Source organism: Escherichia sp. 20412-1 (assembly GCF_003027595.1).
GTDB classification, from domain to species: Bacteria; Pseudomonadota; Gammaproteobacteria; order Enterobacterales; family Enterobacteriaceae; genus Escherichia; species Escherichia marmotae.
This window is the reverse complement of sequence record NZ_PYQM01000011.1, coordinates 98,890-117,468: the sequence shown is the minus strand read 5'-3', so window position 1 is coordinate 117,468 and position 18,579 is coordinate 98,890. Positions and strand designations below refer to the sequence as shown.

Here is an 18,579-nt window from a genome sequence, read left to right as displayed (position 1 = left end):
TTTGCTAAAATCAATCAAGGCAGCCTCCCATAGCTGCCATAAACACAAAACCCCGTTTGCGCGAACAATCGGGGTTTTTACTTTTATTCACTTACGTTTTGCCAGTTCGCAGGATTTCGTGTTATCCGCTTACGTTGGCCAACGTCATTTTTCAGCAAAATATTCTGCTCATCTGTCTATCCCCCAGCACGCCAGCACACTCTCCTGGTCACGCCGGGATACCTGACCGTAGCAATTGTTTGAACGAATACGACAGTCCCTTCCACCGTCATATATCCACCGACGGATTTCAGCACATGCCCCCTTACGGTCTCCGGCGTTCAGTTTCCGGTAAAACGTTGAGGTGAAGCATTTCGAAGGCCCGATGTTGTACGGACAGAATGACGCAATCCCCGCTTTCTGCGGTTCGGTCAGCGGCACTTTGATGTTTTTCTCCACCCATGCCAGCGCCTTGTCACGTTCGATGGCGTTAACCTGGTCGCATTTTTCCTTCGACAATTTCATGCCGGGAACAACAGGCTTACCGTCCACCAGAATGGCACCACGGCAGATGGTCCAGATACCCGCACCATCACGGTATGCCGTGGTGTGGTTGCCTTCCTTTTCATTCAGAAACTGGTCAAGGATTTCTGGCGCAGAAGCCCCTGCGGCAATCAGCGCCAGAACGACAGCCGACAGGCCATATTTAATCTTTCCTGTCACCGCCATAATATCCCTCCGGCTCTTCAGACACCGACACCAGTGTTTTCAGCGTGCTGTCCGGTAAATCCCTGTCTCTGTCCGCTATCTGTGCCAGAATACGGTTTCGCTGTCGCATGGCCTCAACCTGCGCATCCTGTGCCGCCGCTGTCCGCCTTTTATAATGACGGTTAACCAGAAATGTCCCCACAGCCAGTACAATCCCCACCAGTGCGCCCCAGTCATCCAGCGACATCGAGGAAAAATACCCCGCAATGACAGCCCACAGATACGCCAGCCACGTCGTGTGTTTTTCCGGGTTCAACGTATCATCTCCCTCTGAATGCAACCCCGCCAGTGATGACGGGGTTACAGGTAAGAATTACGCCTGTTTCTGCGCCTGCGGCGCCGCAGTCTGCGGCTGAGCGGTGGTGGTTGCTTTCACTTCAGCGGTCTGTGTTCCGGCGTTCGCTGTTGCGGCCTCAACGACATCCCCGGTTCCCTGCTCACCGGCTGTTTCATCTGTGGTCTCTTCAGCGTCAGCACTGCCCCCGGTGTCGATTTCTTTCGCAGCTTCCCCGTCTTCGGCACGCGCCGTGTCCACCACCTCTCCGGTCAGGGAAACCAGTGCACTCTCCACCGCGGCATCAATCTGTTCACTGAGCAGTTTCTTTACCGCTCCTTTCAGCGGATTAAGCACCTCACGGGATGCCAGAGCCTGCTTCAGGACTTCGTCTGTCACCAGGCCGGTTACTGCTGTTGTTACTGCGGCTTTTTCTTCTGCCATTGTTTTGTCCTCTTCATGAATAAAAAAACTCCGCCGGAAGGGCAGAGTTCAGGATGTGCTTTCTTTGCGGTACGCGCACACCGGTCTTACGTACCTGTGTCAATCGTCTGCGTGGTGGCGGATGCCGTGGATGCCGTTGCGGCAGCCGACGCCTTCACCTTCTCCGCGGCTGCCGCATCTATTTTACTCTGCACGTAATTACGGATGACCTTATAGCCACCGCTCAGCAGGTACAGTGCGCACACCACCGTGCAGAAATACAGTAATATAAGTTGTAAAAATGTCATTGTTCACCCCCGTTATTGACCGTCAGGAATCTTCAGATTAAAAAATTCATGTGTATTAATCCGACTGAAATTAACCGGTTTTGTGACCGTGCCGCCGGTATCTGGCTCCTGATACTCCTTCCCCGGCGGCATTTTTTTTACCTTCACGCCGCTTCCGCAGCATCGTTCACCGTCACACTCAGGCTTTCCACCTCAATGTTGTACGTTGTACCGGCGGTAATAGCACTCAGCATCAGTGTGTCCGCCGCAATCGTTAATGGTGTACATGTCAGCGTCAAATCGCCCCCTTCCGTTCCGTCCACTGTCAGGGTGGCTCTTGCTGTTCCGCCACCATGATATGTCAGGGAAAGTGTGTGCCAGTTATTATCGAACGCACCAATCGTGACAATCTTCAGGTTGGCGTTACTGCCCTGTTTACAGTGCATACAGAGATTCATGTTACCGCTGCTGTCCGTCTGTACGTACAGATTCAGCAATGCAGGTGTCATGCCGCTGCCCGACCGGTTAAACGTCACCCCATCAGGAGCTGACGGCAGCAGCCAGTAAATCCCCAGTGCATAACGGTTTGCCACCGCCTCTGCACTCGTTATGCGGAAGCGACAGAAAAATTCACCGCCATCTGTAAGAAGGTCACTGCCTGAGGTCGCCGGGTGTGTCAGTGTCCAGACATTGCTCGTGTCACCGTCAATACTGAACACATTCTGTGCCAGCGTTTCACTGTCTGAGACCAGGGTGTTCGCCGTGGCTGTCACCGTTGTTCCGTCCACCGTCCAGCCCTGCGCCGACAGCTCACCGTCATCAGCGCTCAGGGTGATATTGCTGGCGGAAGTGGTGCTCTCATCCGTTCCGGTGTCCGTCCCCGTATCCGTGACCGTGTCACCTGTATCCGTGGACGTATCCGCTCCGGTGCTGCCACCCTCCCCGGATACCGCACCCGTGGTATCCTGCATTTCACCACTGATGAAATCCGTCGTGCGTCCGGCATACGTCAGAATGACCGACGCCAGACGGTCAGCAATGATTCCCCTTCGCGCCCATGAGCTGAAATGACTGTTGCGCTGTGTGGAGACAAAATTACCCTGAGTCCTGGATGCCGCACCGTAATACCCCACAGCAACAATATCCGGGTCTTCTGCCGGTGCATTTGTTGGCGTGTTTGCGCCGTTTTCATCTGTCAGGAACGGCACAAAGAAAATATTCTGTGCGGACAGATTTTTATAGGCTCCATAAATGGCTTCATACTGCGTGGCATATTTGTTTTTCCAGTAATACGTGGTATCACCACAAATCCACGGCACCGTGGCAGCATTGCCACTCACGCACTGCGCAGCAAGTGAGGACAGGTCAGTCCGGAACTGCTGAACCATGGCCGTGAACAGCCCGTTGTGCTGAGTGCTGCCTCCGGCAAGGTCTCCCTCTCCCTGCATCCAGACCACCGCCAGCAGTCTGTTTTTCGGGTTCTTCGCCAGCGCCGCTTTTGTCCGGCTGACCAGATCCTGATACAGGGGTTTACCGGTGCCCCAGCGGGCAGAGTCAGCGGATGCGCCGGTTGCCTCACTGAATGAGCCGTCAGCCCCGGTGGTGAATGCAGAACCACCACGACAGCAGGGCACCAGAAGTATTCCGGCATTCTGCGGGATATACGGCAGCAGTTTTTTGGCAATATGCAACCCCTGACTGACACAACCATACTGTCCCTTATTCAGATCAGCTTTCGGGTGATTGTAACCACTCATATCCTGTACATCATGCAGGCAGTGGTCAGCCTGAATCACATCATTGTATGCACAGGCTGCTCCACCCGGCGTCACCGTACTGCGACGCGCCAGTTGCTTAATGCGGGAGTCCGGACGGTCGTAGGTCTCCGGAAGAGGAATACCCTCACCGTACGCCATGCCGTTGGACTGCCCGGCCAGTACCACCACGTAGTAATACTCCGGTTCAGTGGATGTGCCTCCGGTAGCACTGCCTGAATCATTCTGTAATATGGCCTGCGCCAGTGTGACCGAGAGCCCGGGTCTTTCGGTATATGCGAAAGGTGCCCCCACAAGCTCACCGCCCTGCTGAAGTATGTCGTTCACTTTCGTGTTCAGCTCATCCGCCGTATACGCGGTAAGCGTGTGAAATTTTCCCGTTGCCATACGGCATAATCCTCTGTTGTTTATGAAATGAAAACGCCCCGGGGCATACCGGGGCGGGATGAAGTGCCGGATTAGGCTATCTGGAGGTATATCCTCGCGTTTGGTATCGTTAAATCGCTAAAAGTAACAATTCAAACAAAGAGGATTTTTATGTCTGAAAAAAACAAGCCATCTGGCGAAAGCAAGCCTCAGCAACCCGTGGCACCAAAACCAACTCCAACTCAACCAGACCGCTTTACAGTCAACAGGATGATCGTTGGTGATTCTGCTGAAGGTATCAGGAAAAAAGGTAAGTAATCGCCGAAATAACAATGGCGTAAACAGGGGCAAGGATAGTCGCTATCCTTGCTTTTTTTAGCCTGGTTCTGATGGTTTCATTAATCTGTAACAATTCATCAGCAGTCACGCACAACGTTTTCAGCCTGTACCGCCTCATCACTGAAAGACGATCATTTTTGCCGACAAATCCGTTTACCCTGAGACTTTCGAAATCTGCCTCGCTGATTTTTTTGTAACCTTCGCTATATAACACAGCGGGCGATGTGGAAATAAGTCCATACGTATGAACTGTCAACACATTAATAACAAGATAAATGGCACAAATTGACCAGTACACAGTGAAAACAGCAAGGCCTGCGCTCAGAAAGTCAACCTGCGTCTTTTGCGTTAACAGCAAAAATGAAGACCCAATGCCAACGATCAGAATGCTCAGCAGCTTATAGCCGTTTTCTTTATTTACGGAATTAGAACGACAGATTTCACCTATACAGTCCTCGCCCTGTTTTTCCAGGAAAGCAACGAGTTCATCATCCGCATCAAGAAAATAGTCATCGGGGAGATTTTTCATTCCGTCACCCATCACTCAACCTGTAGCTCGTTCAGTTTTACCTGAACGCCTGGCGTTTCACTGTCCTGTTTCATGGGTCAGTTCAGATTAGGGGCTCTTCGTTGAGGTCAGAAATTCAACTCATACCAGAGTAGCGCAGTTTTTGCGACACGCACCAGCACTTTTTTCATCCCTTTGAATTTCGACCTCTGGATCCATCAGCCGGAACGCAACATCTGAGATCATAAAATGTGACAAATATGTTTTTTTCACACACGCACTCCGTGTGGAAATATCTTCTGTATGCAGAACAAAGTTTGCAGAGGTGTTATATGTTTGCGCTGAGTATCGTTTTTTGTCTTTTATTGATCATAATTTTTGGCCTTCTTTATGATATCTGCACATGCATATCCCGTATAAGAATTTTTATCGATATACGACGTCACCAGGCAGCCCGGAGACGCGCCTACCAAAGATACGTAAAAGAAATGGAAGCCCGAAACAGGGATATTCACATCGACAAACCAGAATGGTGGATTTAGTTATCCGATGCGCCGTAAGCCCCGTCCTTCAGGGCGGGATATAAGGCGTACAGTATTATCATGAAACAACAAAACCCGCTCGGCGGCGGGTTTATACAATTTCGACACGATATCAAAATTTGCTCGAATATAGGCGTTTTAGTTGCATTTTGCAATACCCTGCTGCTGATTTGTTGATTTTTGTTGCGAACGCCGCACCGGAACCTGTCGTAACGCCTCATGATCAAGGCTCTTAAATATACTTCTCATACTTAACCAATCATGAGCGAATATTCTCGTCCAGGTGGATTTTGTCACCCCTGAAAACACTGCCAGCGCCTGGTATTCATACCGCCTCACCCCGACCTTTATCTCCATGCTGACATCCTGCGCAGCCAACCAGATTAGATTCTTCAGTCGTTCACGCGTTTTTCCGGCTATTTTTCTCGTACCCAGTTGCCCTCTGAACTGTGCCCACGCCCACCGGACAAGTGTGACCTGATGTTCCCAGCACGTACTGCCACCATAAGTCCACAGCAACCACGCCTTCTGATGCTCTTCCAGGGACAAAACAGCTCGCCGCCATGAGGCTGTCTGGTATTCAACAGGCAGTATCAGTTCAATTGCTGAACCTTTCGCTAACGGCTGCTTCCCTGGTACGGGTGGATTATCCAGGGTGTACCACTTCCCTGTAATGTCATCACGAACTTTTATTTTCTTTCGCCTGAACCTGCCCGTAACAAACTGAGCATTCTCCAGCCACGCCTGCAACTGACCTTTGGTTGCCCCGCTGAAGTCAGAAAGAGCTGTGATTAACTGCTGGCGTATGTACTCAATATACTGTTCCCGCATCATGCTTCTGCACATTGTTTTCTGACCTCTACGTTTTGCTACGTTTTTTTCAGTTCTCTCAGCTTCCGGCGGTACTCGTCCCGAATCCGGATGTAGTCGTCGCGCGTCCACTTTGGTATTTCATGTGGCCCCATCAACGCATCAAACCTCGCCTGACCAATCCTGGCTATCAGCGCCGGACGATAGGCGGTGAGGTTCCCGGACAGATGGTTATTACAGGGCGCACACTGTTTATGGCAGTTGTCTTCATCAAAACGCAGCTCAGGATGCGCGCCAGTTGTCCGAAAATGTCCTGCGTGATACTGACCTTCGTGATGACGACCGCAACTGATACACGGAAGGTCGCGGTCACGGTAGCGGATAAAGGCATTAAACGCCTGCTGCGCCTGTCTGATGAACCAGCTCAGCGGCCTGACAGCCTTCCGACGTTCTGCCTGTCGACGTCGCGCGGCCTTCTCTGCTTCTTTCTGTGCTTTTATCTTTCTGGCCAGCGCCTTCACTTTTTCTCTGGTGCGCAGCTCAATAGCCAGAATGGTGCCATGTTCAGGGCTGCACCACCGGACATTGTCATATGCAGGGTGGAACCACTCACCACAGACTTTGCATTTACGGCGGGGTCTTTTGGCCATCACTCCTCCTGCTTGTCGCGCAGCAACTGGAACTCGCAGCTCTGCGGAATAGTCAGGTGGCAGCCAATATTCATCGCCCAGGCTTCAACCTTACACAGGAAGACATACATCTCTCCGGTATCAAGATCGGATGTGTGGCGTAACGACCGGATGGTGGTAATTTCACCGGTTACGACATCAACCAGTTCTCTGGTTTCATAGCCGAGATAAGTGTGTTTGAGCGCGTCTTTTACCCACTCTGGTGTTGCGAACGTTTTACCCCAACTGATGAGGTATTCACTGATTTCGCTGTACCACATGTGACTGAGAGCATTCTGGGAAAGGCTGCGCTTATCGCGCCACGGTCTGATGATGAGGCGCCAGCAGCCACCTGATTCAAGCAATAGCTGTATCTGCTGACCGATAGCGGCGAAGTTGGATTTGTGAAGTCTGATGCCATCCCGTGGGAAATTCACGCTTCACCTCCGGAGAGATTAAACGCTGGATGCAGAAAATCACAACTCTCCGGCGTCGCCGGGAGAAGTAATCCGGAAGAGGTTTGTTTGACCAGTTGTATATGCACCACTACCACCCTCGTAATGGTGCGACAGGTGCCAGTTGTTCAGGCTGGCCTTACCAGTATAATTTAGTCTTCTTTAATACTGAAGCGGCTGACAGAATCCGCGTGCGATTCTTTGCTGATTAGAATGGTATCTGGCGGTAATGGCGTGACAATAAACTCTCCGCTTTCAAGCGTTATCACTTCGTAGTGGCCTGGTAAAGAAAGCGCAACAATCAATTCCTTATCATTCATAGCAAAAATCCTGTGGACTTTTAACACCTCCCCTAAAAGGGGCCCATCCATCTTCTCCATGCGCGCAATTCAAGCACCATAATTCTAACTGGGAAGCCACACTGATTAACAACAACGTCACATCACATAATCACAACAAGAACAACAAAAAACACTTACAATAACAAAACAAAACCCGCCGAAGCGGGTTAAGTGCGGGTGCGTTGAGGATGCCTGACACATCAGAGGTGGCGAGGGATTGCTCCCTCGCCTGGTCACTCTTACTTCTCAGGTTCGTAAGCTTTGAAGACAGCGACCTCCGTCTGGCCGGTTCGGATTCGTACCTCGCAGAGGTCTTTCCTCGTTACCAGTACCGTCACTATGACGGTTAAACAGATGACGATCAGGGCGATTAACATCGCCTTTTGCTGCTTCATAGCCTGCTTCTCCTTGCCTTTCGGCACGTAAGAGGCTAATCTACGTATGCAAAGCATAGATGTGGCCTCAGATTAATGTTAAGCGTCTTGCCGGACGCATAATGTTAACTGGGGCTTTTCTCTATCTGCCTTTGGTGTTCATGCCCGAGGCAGACAGCCTCAAGCACCCGCAGTCATTCTACCCGTTTTAGATTTCTCAGCCAACTTTATGCTCACAACATATACAAATTTCCCGGTTAAAGCTCATCATGTTAGATAGTTTTTGCGTACGCACTATTTTTTTGTGTAAACTGCGCAAAAAAGTTTAGCACCCTAAATTGTTAAGGGAAAATTAAGGAAGTGTTAATGCTTGAGCAAACAGTAAAAAACATCAATTCACGCTTTGGCTGGCGCAACACCCGTAAGCTTCTTGGTTCATCACTGGGTGTAACGGCCCAAGGATTACCCCTTTTTATTGAACGTGTAAATAGTGTAGTTCAGCATAATCCCGACCTAAAAGACAGAATCGACGATTTCTGGAAAGGTTTAATTTTTAGCGGGAATCGATTACTTTCTATTTATAGAATCACCGATGAAGACGTAGCAAAATTACAAACAATTTTCACAAATCAGAAAAAGGACAATAGCCCCTTCTCAGAAAAATACCCAACTCCTTTATCCAGAGAGGAGCTGTTAGTTGCTGATACTGAGCTGCATTTTGCTGAACTACGTCAAGATATCATTCGTGATAAACAAATTGACACTGCTGTTTTTTTATCCAAAGCGTATTACACTGAAGTGATAGAGCTTGACCCAACACATCTTAGCGATGCGGGTATGGAATTACGTGCTAATGGTGGAGAAATAAAATGCAAAACACGCCAAGTCACGCAATGCTTTAATACCATCATGCTAATGCCTGCAGAAAAAATATTAATTCTTACGATTGATTTATCTATCCTTCCAAGAAGTGAATCACAGCCTCAACAATACCTTGTGGCTAATTTTATAAAAAAAGAAGCTGGCGTTATTTTAAACAATCCTCTTGAATTATTTGGTTCAATACAAGATCTTTACGAGAAAGTAGATGGCAGAATTTCTCATGTATCTTTTATCACCTCAGATGGCAATACAAGTTCTTTAAAACTCAAACCAAGTCAAAAGTGTTTGCGTCAAGATGTTTACCATCATAGTGGAGAGTCCGCAAGCCCAATATTGACAAAGTTTAAGTTGGGAAAAATTTGGGATTTACCACAAAGTTCTTCACATATTTTATCAGTAGAGTTAATATTACCAGGGAAAAGGACAATGCTTGATAATCCTAGAATTAGGTTGCATGAAGCAATTGCGAAGAACTGTAACAACATTGATTCGATTATATTTATTGTTGAAAAAATATTGGATTCTGTTAAGTCCTGTGAAGAGAAAAGAAGAGCGAGATCATCAGGCCATAAATGAAAAAGAGTATATATCACGACATTATCACGCAAATAGAGCAGGATTTTAATGATCCTGTTCGCAGTGTGTGTCGTGATCTTTTTCTTTTTCTGGTTAGTAAAGATGCTAAAAATATCAATCACTTTACATACAAAACCCTTATCAATGGTTTAACCTATCTAACTGATACGAAAGATGACTATATCCTGCTAATAAAAGCAACTGATTATTTATCTAGCTATAAAGCACATCTATTGGATATGCATTTTCAATACATTGATAATTTAACGGAAGAACCAATACCAGTTGAAGATGATCTTATTTCCTATGCTTTAGACACAGGAAGTTTTTACCATCCAGAAACTGGCGAATTGGTTGATAATTTTAGCCAGTATCTTTATCCATACTTTACTCCTTCGAGTCTTTTGGAGAGTCTGCATGAGTGATGTAAACATCTGTACTGCAGACCTTCAATCATTAATTAGAATGGATCCTGAATTTAGGGGAATGGTTCAAAGAAAATTAGCTGCAGACAAAAATATTTTTGTAAAGCAACTCTATGAAGATTTAGACGACGCTATTCAGAATTTAGAAAATGACAAACACTTCTATCAAGATGCAAAGTGGGGAGAGGACGAGCTAACAGCGTCGATCAAAAATTTCCTGAAAGGTAGGTTTTATGATGTTGAACATGATACTCAACATGGCGGTCACGTTGATTTATTAGTTAAACATCAATTCGGAAAATTCGAATGGATCGGTGAAGCAAAATTATGGAGAGGCCCCAAATCTATTCATAATGGCTGGATTCAGCTAACCGAACGTTACGGCACGGGTACGTCACGTGACGATCATGGAGGAATTCTAATTTATATAAAGTCTGACAAATCAGCAGTAAAATTCAATGAATGGAAAGAATTTTTCTCTACGACCGTTTCGGACGCAGAAATTGAAGCGGAAGGCTCTCCCCTCCGCTTTAAGAGTATCACAAAGCATCCAGCAACAGCGCTTCCATATCATGTAAGACACATGGGAGTATCCTTATACCATTACACTGGTAAAAAAACCGCTGACTCTTAACTGGTAATTGCTATATATCCAGTCAAAAAACCTAAGGCTTTTTGCAATCTTTTACGAATTGTTCCATCTGAACATCCTTGTTGCTTTGCAATAGCACGAAGAGATAAACCAATCACGAAATGAGCAACAATTAACTCATATTCTTGTTGCTTATATCTTTCTAACCTAAGGATACTAATGTCAATAACTCGCCCTTCATCATTGCTGCACTGACGGCGTGATTTTTTACCATGAGGAACAACATTTTTATATTTATCAGCTATTTCCTGCCAATCAATAGAACTATTACCAGCCACAACCCAAGCCCCCCAATCGTCTAAAATCTCACATATATCAACATTACTATCCATCTGTTTTTTATTTTCTATTTTGAAATAACCAAGCAGCATTCTAGCCATTGTTGTTATTTCTATACTTGTAACTGACTCATAAGCATGAGGAGAAATAATTCTCTCATCACTTAATGCCCAATCACTAAGGTTTGCTATTTCCAACAATCGTTCTTTAGTTATTCCCATTATTATCTCCACCGCCCTTTCGGGCGGCCTCCTGATGATTTGAGGGTGCAGGAATCCCTCCGGTTAAGGATTTAATAAAATCGTTTCTGATTTAAATCTTCAGTATTTAGTTGTTAGTTAGTTTATAGCCTTTATGCTTCAGCCTTATTTCGCAACCAGACACAAACCGGACCATCTTCGGTGTCATGAATGGAACCAATAAACCAGCCATCACCCTCTGGTCGTTCCGGTTCCCATGCTGAAATATCAGGGCCATCTGCGTCCAGGTTAAAATCATCTTCATCCATAGTGCAGATAGTCCACTGAAGATTATTTGCCTCCATCCAGGCGTTAAACTCTTCCGTTGAAATATATTCCCGAGCGTCACAGAATTTTTCATATTCAGGATGTGTCCAGCAGCCATATTCATTACGAATCACTGGCACTTCTTTAATTGCGTTCATTTACTACCTCCTTTATTTAATTTTCTACGACACTTCTTACAGTCATCCGGACTTTCGAATGTGTCCGGCTCACGTTCATTACCAAAATACATCCAGCCACCGCAAATACTTGTTGATTCACCTTCAGCAAAATAATGATGCTTTTTCGCCATAAGCGGCCTTGCCCACCCCGGGCTCGTTTTACTCATTGCATGCCTCCTGGAAAATAACTGCATGCCCCAGCTTCTCTGCCAGTGCCAGTTCTGCCTTAGCGCCTGCCGACCGCTGCCAGCCTTTCAGCATGTAAATCGCATCCACGCAACGTATCATCGCCATGCAGATATCCATGTAGTGCGGCTGTGTCAGCCCGTCCGGAAGCACTGCCGGGTTTAAGACGGTATGCCCTTCCCGTTTCAGCCCATCTTCCGCCTTGTGAAACGCCTCACGGTTGAAGTTCTCATATCCCGTCATCGGACCGGCGATATAAACTCTCACCCTCACTCCTGAACCCTCCTGTCGAAATAGACGTAGTTATTCACTGTGCGCAGCGGCATACCGAATTTTCTGGCTATTTCACGCCGGGACATACCGCACTGATGAAGATGCCGCACCAGCTCGATATCGCGCTGCGGATATTTTGCTGACTGGTGAAAATCACCCCGCAGCATCAGGCTTATTCCCTCCTCCCGTGCCTTCGTCCTGACAGCCGCCTCACTACGACCAATCAGACTACCGATGCTTTTTACCTTCATCGTTCCCGCACACTGCCGGAGTACCAGGATTTCAGCCCTGCACCACGTCTTCCAGTTGCTCACCGCTATTGTTCTCCGGTGGCTGTAATCTGCCGGAGAATATCCCTGTGTTTGTTCAGCTCCCGCAGCGCGGCGCAGACTCGCTCCCACTTCTGGACATGACTTTTCGCCCGACGCAGTTCGCGGTTTGCCATATGCAGCGATGGTAAAACCATGCCATCCGCTTGCGTTTCGGTGAGCAATGACAACGACTGCTCAATGTCCGCCACAGTTTCTGTTTTAATTTCTTCCTGTGTTGCCGCTTCCTGTACTGGTAACGCAACACCGGCTGGCTGAGGAAAGGCTTTACCATCGGTTTCCGCTACCGATTCAACTTTCGGCTCTGCTGGTAAATTATCGCCCGGTATGCAGTAACGATATTTACCGTTCTGGTTTACGCGAATCAGGCGTCCTTTGCTGATTGCCATTGCCAGCGTTGAAGCCACTTTGCGGGATGTTGTACCGAACAGCGTAGCCAGTTCATCCGCCGTTTGTGGGCCACGTTGTTCAATCGTCGCCGTTAAATCGCTCTCCGAAATTTTCGTCACTGTTGCCGTGGTGGTTTCTTCCGGCAGTTCTGCCTGCACTGGCTGTTCCTGCTGAACGTTGTTATCAGCCACACGCCAGGTGTATACACTTTTATCAACGAAGCCAGATTTTTTCAGTTCCCACAGCTCATTCAGTACCTCTTCACGACTGATATCAAGTCGCGCAGCCAGTTCTACCGACGTGGCTTTTCCCATTGCTTTCAGTGCGTCAAAAACAGTTTCCATAAATTTCCTCCCGGTAAAAATTACTTCTCAAATCAGACAAACCCAGCCGCTTTCCGGCGTTCATATTCCTGTTTCAGCAACTCAATTGGCGTTGGTCCCGCAGGACGTTTGGGTGCTGCCAGTTGTCGCCGGACAGGCGGAACACTCAGGCCGTTACCAACATGCTTTGCCCATTTCGTCAGTTGCCGTTCTGCAAGCCGTTTTAACTCCCCTTCGGTCATCTGGCGCTCAATCCCCTTTGAACGCATCTCGAGACAAATGTGATACAGCACAGGCTGAGACCACGGGTATTTATCGCTTCCGTCATATCGCCAGGACTCATTGCGCCAGCGGCGGTATTCCTCCATCACGGCATCCACTGTCAGACCGAATGGATTGGCTCCACTTTCCGAAATCAGTGCCACAAACTCAGCCAGATCCGGAGGCCATGTTTCACCCGCCCGGCAGCGGTCCATGCACTGGCGGCAGACCTGTCGGATTTGCTGCTCAGTCATCGCGCCAATCTGTGCAATCCAGAGCTTCGAAGGTGCGGCCCCGTTCTTCTGGGTCCAGCGGTTCGAATAAACCTCCCCCATGAGTTCCCACAGCTTCCAGGCCGTTTCCGTCGCTGATAAATCCGTTTTCACGTTCCCACTGCTCACGTGCTGCCCGAATTTCCTGAACTGCCCGTGATGCGGTGCCACCTGGTGATGTTGCTGCATGACTCACCCCCTTGCTGACTGGTTTAACCTGCGCCCTGACGTGATTTACGTGACGGGCGAATTTCTGCTCCCACTGAACCTGCGTGAAAACTTTCCCCTCCGCCGCCCAGTAGTCCCGGAAGGCGGCAAGTTCAGCAGGCGTAAATTCCGGCTCCGGCAGAGCTACTCCCCACAAGGCAGCCCGCTTTCGAAAATCCGGCGACGGATGCCAGCCATCGCTCATGGGAAATTTCCCGATGGGTTCGCTCAGGCCGTCCAGGTAATCAGGTTCCGCTGCCTGCAACGGCACGCCATTCGACTCACTGGTCGGAGCACTCTCGCACACGCGCGCGTTATGTGTGGGGTTTAATTCTTTTAGATCTGTATCTGTATTTGTAGTTGTCGTAGTAACTACTTCGTAGTTGCCAACGTAGTTGTTCGTAGCTTCTACAGTAGTTATTTTCCCTTCTACGATTTGTGTTATTAACGATTTAATACACTCACTCTTAACAAACCATTCACCATTAACTCGATAATCAGATAGCAATGCATGAATTGATGATTCCGATTTTTCTACGGTTTTTATCGTAGCTACTACGCTAAGATTACTACCGTAGCTACGTCGTAGTTCTCCAAGCCTTGCCCAGGGATTTTTTGAATATCCGATCTTCACAGTATCCATTTCCGTACTGGTCACGAAATAAACGTAGCCCTTGTATCCAGATAAATTTTCGCCCTCTGGTAATTTCTTCCCTCTTGGCGCTGTAACGATATTTTTAAGATCGCGCTCAATCCGAGGATGCATCCATTCGTCGCCGTTATCGCAAAAAAACTCCCGCAAGGATGGTTCAACATCAGCCCATCGCTCATTGGTCAGACGGGCAATTTTTGCCAGCCTGTTTTTGGGTATTGGCTTTCCTGTTTGCCAGTAATTGAACATCAGCAACAAATACGCGCCGTGCTCCTCTGCCGACAAATGCATGGTGTCTGCCAGATAATCAGCTATATACAATTGCATGTAAGGTAGTGCCGACATAACAACCACTTAACCTTAGGAGGAAGGATGCAAACATTTATCGCCGCCCCCCACCAGTCTCAAATAACAGTTGAATACACCGAAGAAATTGACGCGCTCATAATCACCGTTGACGAATGCCCTAATAGTCCTGACCCAGAATATGGAATTGCTGAATCAGTGAATATACCTATAGCAAATGTTCCAGGGCTCATAAGCGCACTAACAAAAGCGTATGAATGCGCAACAGGTAAAAAATCGTAATCGCACATAACACATCTTCCAATGCCGAATAAATACGATTCGGCATAGCTCCCCATCTTCAATGCACCACCACAGAATCGTCGGAAGACCCGCCGCCGCTGAAATGTGCTTTCCGGTAAACGGCCTGGACTGCATCATCATGCGCATCAATTGCCGTACTCAACGCTTCCTGCGCCGCCAGTAATGCACGGCGTTCCAGGGTATCGAAGATGCAGAGTCGGTGACGCAGCTCGCGCGGAAGAATTGCCAGAACCGCAGGGATCAGTTTCTGAATTTTTTCCCTTTGCGCTTTCGTTTCACCTTTCAACCAACGGTGATAGATATTCTGCTGATTGTTCCAGTCCTTGCCTGGTACAAGGGGCAATTCGCCGCCCCCCTGGCGCAGATATTCTTCAGTAATTGCGTTAGCGACCCACGCCTGCCCTTTTTCGGCTGCCAGGGCTAACAACACTGATTCGATGTGCTCATGCCTGATTTTCATGAATCAACTCCCGCCGCTGGTTGCGTGTTAGCCTTGTCTCCGACAGGTAAGCCATCTGTTGGATTAGGGTATAAATCTGGCCGCAATTCATGAGGAGTCACCCCAGTTGCAAGGTAAATTTGACGAACTCGTTCCCCTGTTGGGACACGCCCATTGTATTCATTTGCCCATCTGTGTATTTGAGACGGCCAGGCGCCTATTGCGCGCCCTAACGGGCGAATACCACCAGCAATCTTTATTGCTTTATCCAAAGCAGTCATACAACCTCCAATTCAATTAAACAAAACAATTGTTCACCATAAAAGAACACAAGTCAACACCCTGAGGAATTGTTAGTGTTCACTGAGCGGTTATAATTGCCAAATGGACATGAGAAAAAAGCAATACGATACCCCGCTGGCGGAACGTTTAGATACGATCTCGCAACAGCATCATTTAAGCGGCTCAGATTTAGCGCGTATCGCTGGTGTAGGTCGATCATCAGTCAACGCATGGAAAAAAAGAGGAACTATCAGTAAAGATTCCGCAGCCAAAATCGCAGAAGCCACAAACGTTTCCCTTTCCTGGCTGCTGACAGGAAAAGAAGATACAAACAGGGAGACGCTTGATGATGATGAGAAAGCCCTGCTTGATGTTTACAGAAATCTGCCACCTGTAGAGCGCAGGAATATGCTGGCGGCTTTTCAAATGCGACTTCAAAAACTGACTGAATTTTATTCAGAATACGTTGACCCAATAACCCGACAAAAATAATCATTTACTTTACAAAAACATACCGCCGAAAGGCGGTTTTTTTTGTCTTTTTTACACACAACATGTTGACACATGTTCATTTCAAGAGAACAATGTATTCCATCAAAGCACAACGGTGCGACAGGTTTTAGTTCCGCCACCCGGCGTTAAGGGGGAAAGATAAGATGAGCAACTATCAGCAGAGAGTACAAGAATCCACACGGGTTATGTTTTGCGGTGAGTTATTTGACAGGTCCGTGTTTTGCATATTCGCGGATAAGTTCGCCCCTGTTGTACTGGATCTCGTGGCACACAAACTGAGAGAGGGATGCTCTGATCGTGAGGCTCATGAAGCAGCTAAAACACTGGTTTCGGCAACAGTTCAATCCATCAAAGTGATTAACTGTAACCGAAGCGAAGAAGCCTTCTACAAAGCAGAAGGCCGTGCAGGATATTCACCGGGTCTTGGCGGGGTATAAATACCACGAGCATTGACTGAATTCGCAAACAAAAACAGACGCGCGATATCTGGATAGTCGGTCTGCATAGTCAGATATCTGGCTGCGAATTTGATAAATATCACCTCCTTTTTCGGAGATATAAGTTCCGTGCGGGAGTTGATTATACGAACCATCTCCATGGGGGATCGTTCTCCTGAATCCTAGTGAAAGCATGTATTCATGAAGCTGTTCGTAATCTTCAGGATTTGCATTATATAGCTCCACTCTGGCGAGATATGTCGGCATATTCATCTCCTTACTGGTTGTGTGAGAACTCCAGTAAAGATACCACCGAAGCCCGGAGGTGGTGACATAAAACCGGGCACAACACGAAAGCGCACGGCGAAGACCTTCACCTGTAAGGCTTGTCGTTAAATTTATTCGACCGTGCGCTTCCGGTTGTGGCAATCCGCGAAATGGCGCGGCGGTAAGTATGGCGGGGGTTTCATTTCCTTTCCCCCCATAAATGACACCGGGTTGTCAGGTTGACCATACGCCTGAGTGACAACCCCGCCACAACATCTCCATGTTTGCGGTTGGCGATAAAACCTTTGGCGGCATCAGTATCTGGCAGTTTCTCTGATGTCCGCCCTTTTTAAAGTGAATTTTGTGATGCGGTGAATGCGGCTAAGCGCACGCGGCACAGTTAAAAGGCGTAACGGGAATACTCTCTATCCGGCGTTAATTGTTAACTGGTTAACGTCACCTGGAGGCACCAGGCACCGCATCAACAAAGTTCACTTCGGTGATGAAAGGTAAGAGAAAATGTTGAATGTAGCTATTGAAAACCAGAACGGGTGGAATTATAGTGCACCTGCACCTTATAAAACGGGTGCCGGGCGTGGAAACCCGATGATAACCAACGCGCATAACCGCGCTCAGGCGGTTTTTTTATGCGCTAAGCACAGCCTCATTCGCATTATGGTGGGGCGTGCAGGGCAGCCGCAAGGCTGGCCGGGTTCGTTGGTTACCGGTATTTCCACCCCTGTACGTCTCACCACCATTATGGTCGTGGAAAGCCTCGGTGGTGAGTTATTTAAACTAATCAACGAGGATGCCATCATGGCTACTATCCCTACCCTTTCTCACCCTGACGTAACCATCGAAAATGGTCGCGCTGTCACCACGTCTGTTGCGATCGCCGAGTTCTTTGGCAAACGCCACGAACGAGTGCTGGATAAAATTCGTAATCTGGACTGTTCAGCAAAATTCACTGAGCACAATTTTGTGTCGAGCGAATACACCGACTCAACCGGACGCAAACTCCCCATGTACCAAATCACCAAAAACGGCTTCGTTTTCCTGGTGATGGGCTTCACTGGTAAAAAAGCAGCCGCTTTCAAAGAGGCCTACATTGCTGAGTTCGATCGCATGGAGGCGGAGCTGCATCAGAACAACACTCCGCCTGCTGACAGAATGATTCCTGGCAATGGCCGCTCTCTGGTTGTTCACTTCGACAAACATGGCAATATCGAATTCACCGAACCCGTTCCTGATGGTGCAATGGTCTGTACCCTGGACACCTTCCGGTATTATCTGGAAAAACAGGGATGGACTCTTGTAAACCGGAGCAAAATTAAAAATATGACTGTGGGGCAGTTACTTTCTTTAAAATAAAATGGAGCTACGGATATGAACCCTATGCTTGATTATTGTTTTACTCCTGCGCAACAGCAGACCATAACACATACCGGAATAAAAAAGTGGTTATGGAGAATCAAAAAAATACTCCAGCAAAAAGGTGACCCTGATTTAATTCCCTGTGCTTATAACATGTGTGACAAACAAATAACCCCCGATAAAGCTTACACTGCTGAAATTATTTATATGCATGGAACCATTGTTGCACGAAAGGAGCGTAAATACTGCTCCAGGCAATGTGCCGAAAAAGACCAGATGGCACACGAACTTTAATTAACTGACTATCCGAAACTGAATTTATGCCAGCAATGGCAGGGATTCGCTCAACCTTAATTA

General features: G+C 47.8%; 29 protein-coding genes and 2 pseudogenes. 9 read left to right on the top strand and 22 right to left on the bottom strand.

What is annotated here, in order from left to right:
- Positions 1-168: 168 nt before the first annotated feature.
- From C7B16_RS10540 to C7B16_RS10520, 5 genes are all read right to left on the bottom strand, one after another.
- Positions 169-702, bottom strand: coding sequence for a lysozyme (locus C7B16_RS10540; protein ID WP_107179656.1), 534 nt, complete (start codon positions 700-702; stop codon positions 169-171).
- Complete coding sequence (locus C7B16_RS10535; RefSeq protein ID WP_107179651.1) at positions 686-1,003, bottom strand: HP1 family phage holin; 318 nt, start codon at positions 1,001-1,003, stop codon at positions 686-688. The genes C7B16_RS10540 and C7B16_RS10535 overlap by 17 nt, the downstream gene beginning before the upstream one ends.
- A 57-nt stretch (positions 1,004-1,060) precedes the next feature.
- Positions 1,061-1,465: a DUF826 domain-containing protein gene (locus C7B16_RS10530; RefSeq protein ID WP_107179650.1), complete on the bottom strand. Its 405-nt coding sequence runs from the start codon at positions 1,463-1,465 to the stop codon at positions 1,061-1,063.
- An 86-nt stretch (positions 1,466-1,551) separates the two neighbouring features.
- Positions 1,552-1,752: a DUF1378 family protein gene (locus C7B16_RS10525; RefSeq protein ID WP_107179649.1), complete on the bottom strand. Its 201-nt coding sequence runs from the start codon at positions 1,750-1,752 to the stop codon at positions 1,552-1,554.
- Positions 1,753-1,895: 143 nt separating this feature from the next.
- The gene (locus tag C7B16_RS10520) at positions 1,896-3,893 is read right to left on the bottom strand and encodes a DUF6645 domain-containing protein (RefSeq protein ID WP_107179648.1); all 1,998 of its coding nucleotides are present in this window, start codon (positions 3,891-3,893) and stop codon (positions 1,896-1,898) included.
- A gap of 150 nt (positions 3,894-4,043) precedes the next feature.
- Here C7B16_RS10520 and C7B16_RS24795 point away from each other — a divergent pair, with 150 nt between their 5' ends.
- A complete protein-coding gene (locus tag C7B16_RS24795; protein ID WP_181244192.1) occupies positions 4,044-4,190 on the top strand; it encodes a hypothetical protein in 147 nt (48 codons plus the stop codon).
- Here the strand turns inward: C7B16_RS24795 and C7B16_RS10515 are convergent.
- The 7 genes and pseudogenes from C7B16_RS10515 to hokD all read right to left on the bottom strand — a co-directional run bounded on the left by C7B16_RS10515 (position 4,171) and on the right by hokD (position 7,930).
- Entirely contained in the window at positions 4,171-4,752 is a 582-nt protein-coding gene (locus C7B16_RS10515; protein ID WP_308813011.1) for a hypothetical protein, read from the bottom strand. The two genes, C7B16_RS24795 and C7B16_RS10515, sit on opposite strands and share 20 nt — an antisense overlap.
- Before the next feature lie 647 nt (positions 4,753-5,399).
- A complete protein-coding gene (locus C7B16_RS10510) occupies positions 5,400-6,092 on the bottom strand; it encodes a bacteriophage antitermination protein Q (RefSeq protein WP_107179647.1) in 693 nt (230 codons plus the stop codon).
- Between the two features lie 38 nt (positions 6,093-6,130).
- The gene (locus C7B16_RS10505; RefSeq protein ID WP_107179646.1) at positions 6,131-6,721 is read right to left on the bottom strand and encodes a recombination protein NinG; all 591 of its coding nucleotides are present in this window, start codon (positions 6,719-6,721) and stop codon (positions 6,131-6,133) included.
- The gene (locus C7B16_RS10500) at positions 6,721-7,176 is read right to left on the bottom strand and encodes a YbcN family protein (RefSeq protein WP_107179645.1); all 456 of its coding nucleotides are present in this window, start codon (positions 7,174-7,176) and stop codon (positions 6,721-6,723) included. Before C7B16_RS10500 ends, C7B16_RS10505 begins: the two co-directional genes overlap by 1 nt.
- Before the next feature lie 29 nt (positions 7,177-7,205).
- Positions 7,206-7,286 (bottom strand): annotated as a pseudogene (locus tag C7B16_RS25010) (hypothetical protein); the annotation flags it as partial.
- A 60-nt stretch (positions 7,287-7,346) separates the two neighbouring features.
- Complete coding sequence (locus C7B16_RS24790) at positions 7,347-7,514, bottom strand: hypothetical protein (RefSeq protein WP_181244191.1); 168 nt, start codon at positions 7,512-7,514, stop codon at positions 7,347-7,349.
- Between the two features lie 260 nt (positions 7,515-7,774).
- Positions 7,775-7,930 carry a type I toxin-antitoxin system toxin HokD gene (gene hokD, locus C7B16_RS10490; protein ID WP_201796504.1) on the bottom strand — a complete coding sequence of 52 codons (156 nt, stop codon included), beginning with the start codon at positions 7,928-7,930 and terminating at the stop codon, positions 7,775-7,777.
- A gap of 345 nt (positions 7,931-8,275) precedes the next feature.
- On the opposite strand from hokD, the gene C7B16_RS10485 reads away from it, so the two are divergent.
- From C7B16_RS10485 to C7B16_RS10475, 3 genes are read left to right on the top strand one after another with little or no spacing between them, the layout of a single operon-like run.
- Positions 8,276-9,367, top strand: coding sequence for a hypothetical protein (locus tag C7B16_RS10485; RefSeq protein WP_000893389.1), 1,092 nt, complete (start codon positions 8,276-8,278; stop codon positions 9,365-9,367).
- Positions 9,364-9,792 (top strand): hypothetical protein, encoded by a 429-nt coding sequence (locus C7B16_RS10480; protein WP_000748513.1) that lies wholly within the window; start codon positions 9,364-9,366, stop codon positions 9,790-9,792. Before C7B16_RS10485 ends, C7B16_RS10480 begins: the two co-directional genes overlap by 4 nt.
- Positions 9,793-9,832: 40 nt before the next feature.
- Positions 9,833-10,426: a hypothetical protein gene (locus tag C7B16_RS10475; RefSeq protein WP_001380433.1), complete on the top strand. Its 594-nt coding sequence runs from the start codon at positions 9,833-9,835 to the stop codon at positions 10,424-10,426.
- Here C7B16_RS10475 and C7B16_RS10470 read toward each other — a convergent pair.
- From C7B16_RS10470 to C7B16_RS24785, 8 genes are all read right to left on the bottom strand, one after another.
- On the bottom strand, positions 10,423-10,944 hold the full coding sequence (locus C7B16_RS10470) for an antiterminator Q family protein (protein ID WP_000513132.1): 522 nt from the start codon (positions 10,942-10,944) through the stop codon (positions 10,423-10,425). The two genes, C7B16_RS10475 and C7B16_RS10470, sit on opposite strands and share 4 nt — an antisense overlap.
- 131 nt (positions 10,945-11,075) lie before the next feature.
- Positions 11,076-11,387: a hypothetical protein gene (locus C7B16_RS10465; RefSeq protein ID WP_000991478.1), complete on the bottom strand. Its 312-nt coding sequence runs from the start codon at positions 11,385-11,387 to the stop codon at positions 11,076-11,078.
- Entirely contained in the window at positions 11,384-11,539 is a 156-nt protein-coding gene (locus tag C7B16_RS10460; protein WP_001373171.1) for a hypothetical protein, read from the bottom strand. The genes C7B16_RS10465 and C7B16_RS10460 overlap by 4 nt, the downstream gene beginning before the upstream one ends.
- Before the next feature lie 28 nt (positions 11,540-11,567).
- A complete protein-coding gene (locus C7B16_RS10455; protein ID WP_107179643.1) occupies positions 11,568-11,867 on the bottom strand; it encodes a DUF4406 domain-containing protein in 300 nt (99 codons plus the stop codon).
- Positions 11,864-12,145: a helix-turn-helix domain-containing protein gene (locus C7B16_RS10450; protein ID WP_024200898.1), complete on the bottom strand. Its 282-nt coding sequence runs from the start codon at positions 12,143-12,145 to the stop codon at positions 11,864-11,866. Before C7B16_RS10450 ends, C7B16_RS10455 begins: the two co-directional genes overlap by 4 nt.
- A 38-nt stretch (positions 12,146-12,183) precedes the next feature.
- Positions 12,184-12,930, bottom strand: coding sequence for a DUF1627 domain-containing protein (locus C7B16_RS10445; protein WP_107179654.1), 747 nt, complete (start codon positions 12,928-12,930; stop codon positions 12,184-12,186).
- Between the two features lie 32 nt (positions 12,931-12,962).
- Positions 12,963-13,424 (bottom strand): replication protein P, encoded by a 462-nt coding sequence (locus C7B16_RS24535; RefSeq protein ID WP_244577367.1) that lies wholly within the window; start codon positions 13,422-13,424, stop codon positions 12,963-12,965.
- Positions 13,417-14,646: a DUF1376 domain-containing protein gene (locus C7B16_RS24785; protein WP_181244189.1), complete on the bottom strand. Its 1,230-nt coding sequence runs from the start codon at positions 14,644-14,646 to the stop codon at positions 13,417-13,419. The genes C7B16_RS24535 and C7B16_RS24785 overlap by 8 nt, the downstream gene beginning before the upstream one ends.
- Before the next feature lie 27 nt (positions 14,647-14,673).
- On the opposite strand from C7B16_RS24785, the gene C7B16_RS10430 reads away from it, so the two are divergent.
- Complete coding sequence (locus C7B16_RS10430) at positions 14,674-14,889, top strand: hypothetical protein (RefSeq protein ID WP_087891163.1); 216 nt, start codon at positions 14,674-14,676, stop codon at positions 14,887-14,889.
- A gap of 58 nt (positions 14,890-14,947) precedes the next feature.
- Here C7B16_RS10430 and C7B16_RS10425 read toward each other — a convergent pair whose 3' ends face one another.
- On the bottom strand, positions 14,948-15,370 hold the full coding sequence (locus C7B16_RS10425; RefSeq protein ID WP_000702027.1) for a toxin YdaT family protein: 423 nt from the start codon (positions 15,368-15,370) through the stop codon (positions 14,948-14,950).
- Positions 15,354-15,630: pseudogene (locus C7B16_RS10420) on the bottom strand (transcriptional regulator). The gene C7B16_RS10425 and the pseudogene C7B16_RS10420 overlap by 17 nt, the downstream one beginning before the upstream one ends.
- A 109-nt stretch (positions 15,631-15,739) precedes the next feature.
- On the opposite strand from C7B16_RS10420, the gene C7B16_RS10415 reads away from it, so the two are divergent.
- From C7B16_RS10415 to C7B16_RS10395, 4 genes are all read left to right on the top strand, one after another.
- A complete protein-coding gene (locus C7B16_RS10415) occupies positions 15,740-16,123 on the top strand; it encodes a helix-turn-helix domain-containing protein (RefSeq protein WP_258182539.1) in 384 nt (127 codons plus the stop codon).
- Between the two features lie 164 nt (positions 16,124-16,287).
- On the top strand, positions 16,288-16,581 hold the full coding sequence (locus C7B16_RS10410) for a hypothetical protein (RefSeq protein WP_107179639.1): 294 nt from the start codon (positions 16,288-16,290) through the stop codon (positions 16,579-16,581).
- Between the two features lie 786 nt (positions 16,582-17,367).
- Complete coding sequence (locus C7B16_RS10400; RefSeq protein ID WP_107179637.1) at positions 17,368-18,219, top strand: Rha family phage regulatory protein; 852 nt, start codon at positions 17,368-17,370, stop codon at positions 18,217-18,219.
- 15 nt (positions 18,220-18,234) lie between these two features.
- A complete protein-coding gene (locus C7B16_RS10395; protein ID WP_107179636.1) occupies positions 18,235-18,516 on the top strand; it encodes a YdaE family protein in 282 nt (93 codons plus the stop codon).
- Positions 18,517-18,579 lie beyond the last annotated feature (63 nt).

Coding starts and splice junctions, on each gene's coding strand:
- C7B16_RS10525 (WP_107179649.1), bottom strand. CDS start 1,752: ATGACATTTTTACAACTTATATTACTGTATTTCTGCACGGTGGTGTGC.
- C7B16_RS24785 (WP_181244189.1), bottom strand. CDS start 14,646: ATGTCGGCACTACCTTACATGCAATTGTATATAGCTGATTATCTGGCA.
- C7B16_RS10480 (WP_000748513.1), top strand. CDS start 9,364: ATGAAAAAGAGTATATATCACGACATTATCACGCAAATAGAGCAGGAT.
- C7B16_RS10415 (WP_258182539.1), top strand. CDS start 15,740: ATGAGAAAAAAGCAATACGATACCCCGCTGGCGGAACGTTTAGATACG.
- C7B16_RS10510 (WP_107179647.1), bottom strand. CDS start 6,092: ATGCGGGAACAGTATATTGAGTACATACGCCAGCAGTTAATCACAGCT.
- C7B16_RS10465 (WP_000991478.1), bottom strand. CDS start 11,387: ATGAACGCAATTAAAGAAGTGCCAGTGATTCGTAATGAATATGGCTGC.
- C7B16_RS10470 (WP_000513132.1), bottom strand. CDS start 10,944: ATGGGAATAACTAAAGAACGATTGTTGGAAATAGCAAACCTTAGTGAT.
- C7B16_RS24795 (WP_181244192.1), top strand. CDS start 4,044: ATGTCTGAAAAAAACAAGCCATCTGGCGAAAGCAAGCCTCAGCAACCC.
- C7B16_RS24790 (WP_181244191.1), bottom strand. CDS start 7,514: ATGAATGATAAGGAATTGATTGTTGCGCTTTCTTTACCAGGCCACTAC.
- C7B16_RS10460 (WP_001373171.1), bottom strand. CDS start 11,539: ATGGCGAAAAAGCATCATTATTTTGCTGAAGGTGAATCAACAAGTATT.
- C7B16_RS10515 (WP_308813011.1), bottom strand. CDS start 4,752: ATGGGTGACGGAATGAAAAATCTCCCCGATGACTATTTTCTTGATGCG.
- hokD (WP_201796504.1), bottom strand. CDS start 7,930: ATGAAGCAGCAAAAGGCGATGTTAATCGCCCTGATCGTCATCTGTTTA.
- C7B16_RS24535 (WP_244577367.1), bottom strand. CDS start 13,424: ATGACTGAGCAGCAAATCCGACAGGTCTGCCGCCAGTGCATGGACCGC.
- C7B16_RS10520 (WP_107179648.1), bottom strand. CDS start 3,893: ATGGCAACGGGAAAATTTCACACGCTTACCGCGTATACGGCGGATGAG.
- C7B16_RS10425 (WP_000702027.1), bottom strand. CDS start 15,370: ATGAAAATCAGGCATGAGCACATCGAATCAGTGTTGTTAGCCCTGGCA.
- C7B16_RS10530 (WP_107179650.1), bottom strand. CDS start 1,465: ATGGCAGAAGAAAAAGCCGCAGTAACAACAGCAGTAACCGGCCTGGTG.
- C7B16_RS10430 (WP_087891163.1), top strand. CDS start 14,674: ATGCAAACATTTATCGCCGCCCCCCACCAGTCTCAAATAACAGTTGAA.
- C7B16_RS10400 (WP_107179637.1), top strand. CDS start 17,368: ATGTTGAATGTAGCTATTGAAAACCAGAACGGGTGGAATTATAGTGCA.
- C7B16_RS10445 (WP_107179654.1), bottom strand. CDS start 12,930: ATGGAAACTGTTTTTGACGCACTGAAAGCAATGGGAAAAGCCACGTCG.
- C7B16_RS10475 (WP_001380433.1), top strand. CDS start 9,833: ATGGATCCTGAATTTAGGGGAATGGTTCAAAGAAAATTAGCTGCAGAC.
- C7B16_RS10410 (WP_107179639.1), top strand. CDS start 16,288: ATGAGCAACTATCAGCAGAGAGTACAAGAATCCACACGGGTTATGTTT.
- C7B16_RS10395 (WP_107179636.1), top strand. CDS start 18,235: ATGAACCCTATGCTTGATTATTGTTTTACTCCTGCGCAACAGCAGACC.
- C7B16_RS10485 (WP_000893389.1), top strand. CDS start 8,276: ATGCTTGAGCAAACAGTAAAAAACATCAATTCACGCTTTGGCTGGCGC.
- C7B16_RS10505 (WP_107179646.1), bottom strand. CDS start 6,721: ATGGCCAAAAGACCCCGCCGTAAATGCAAAGTCTGTGGTGAGTGGTTC.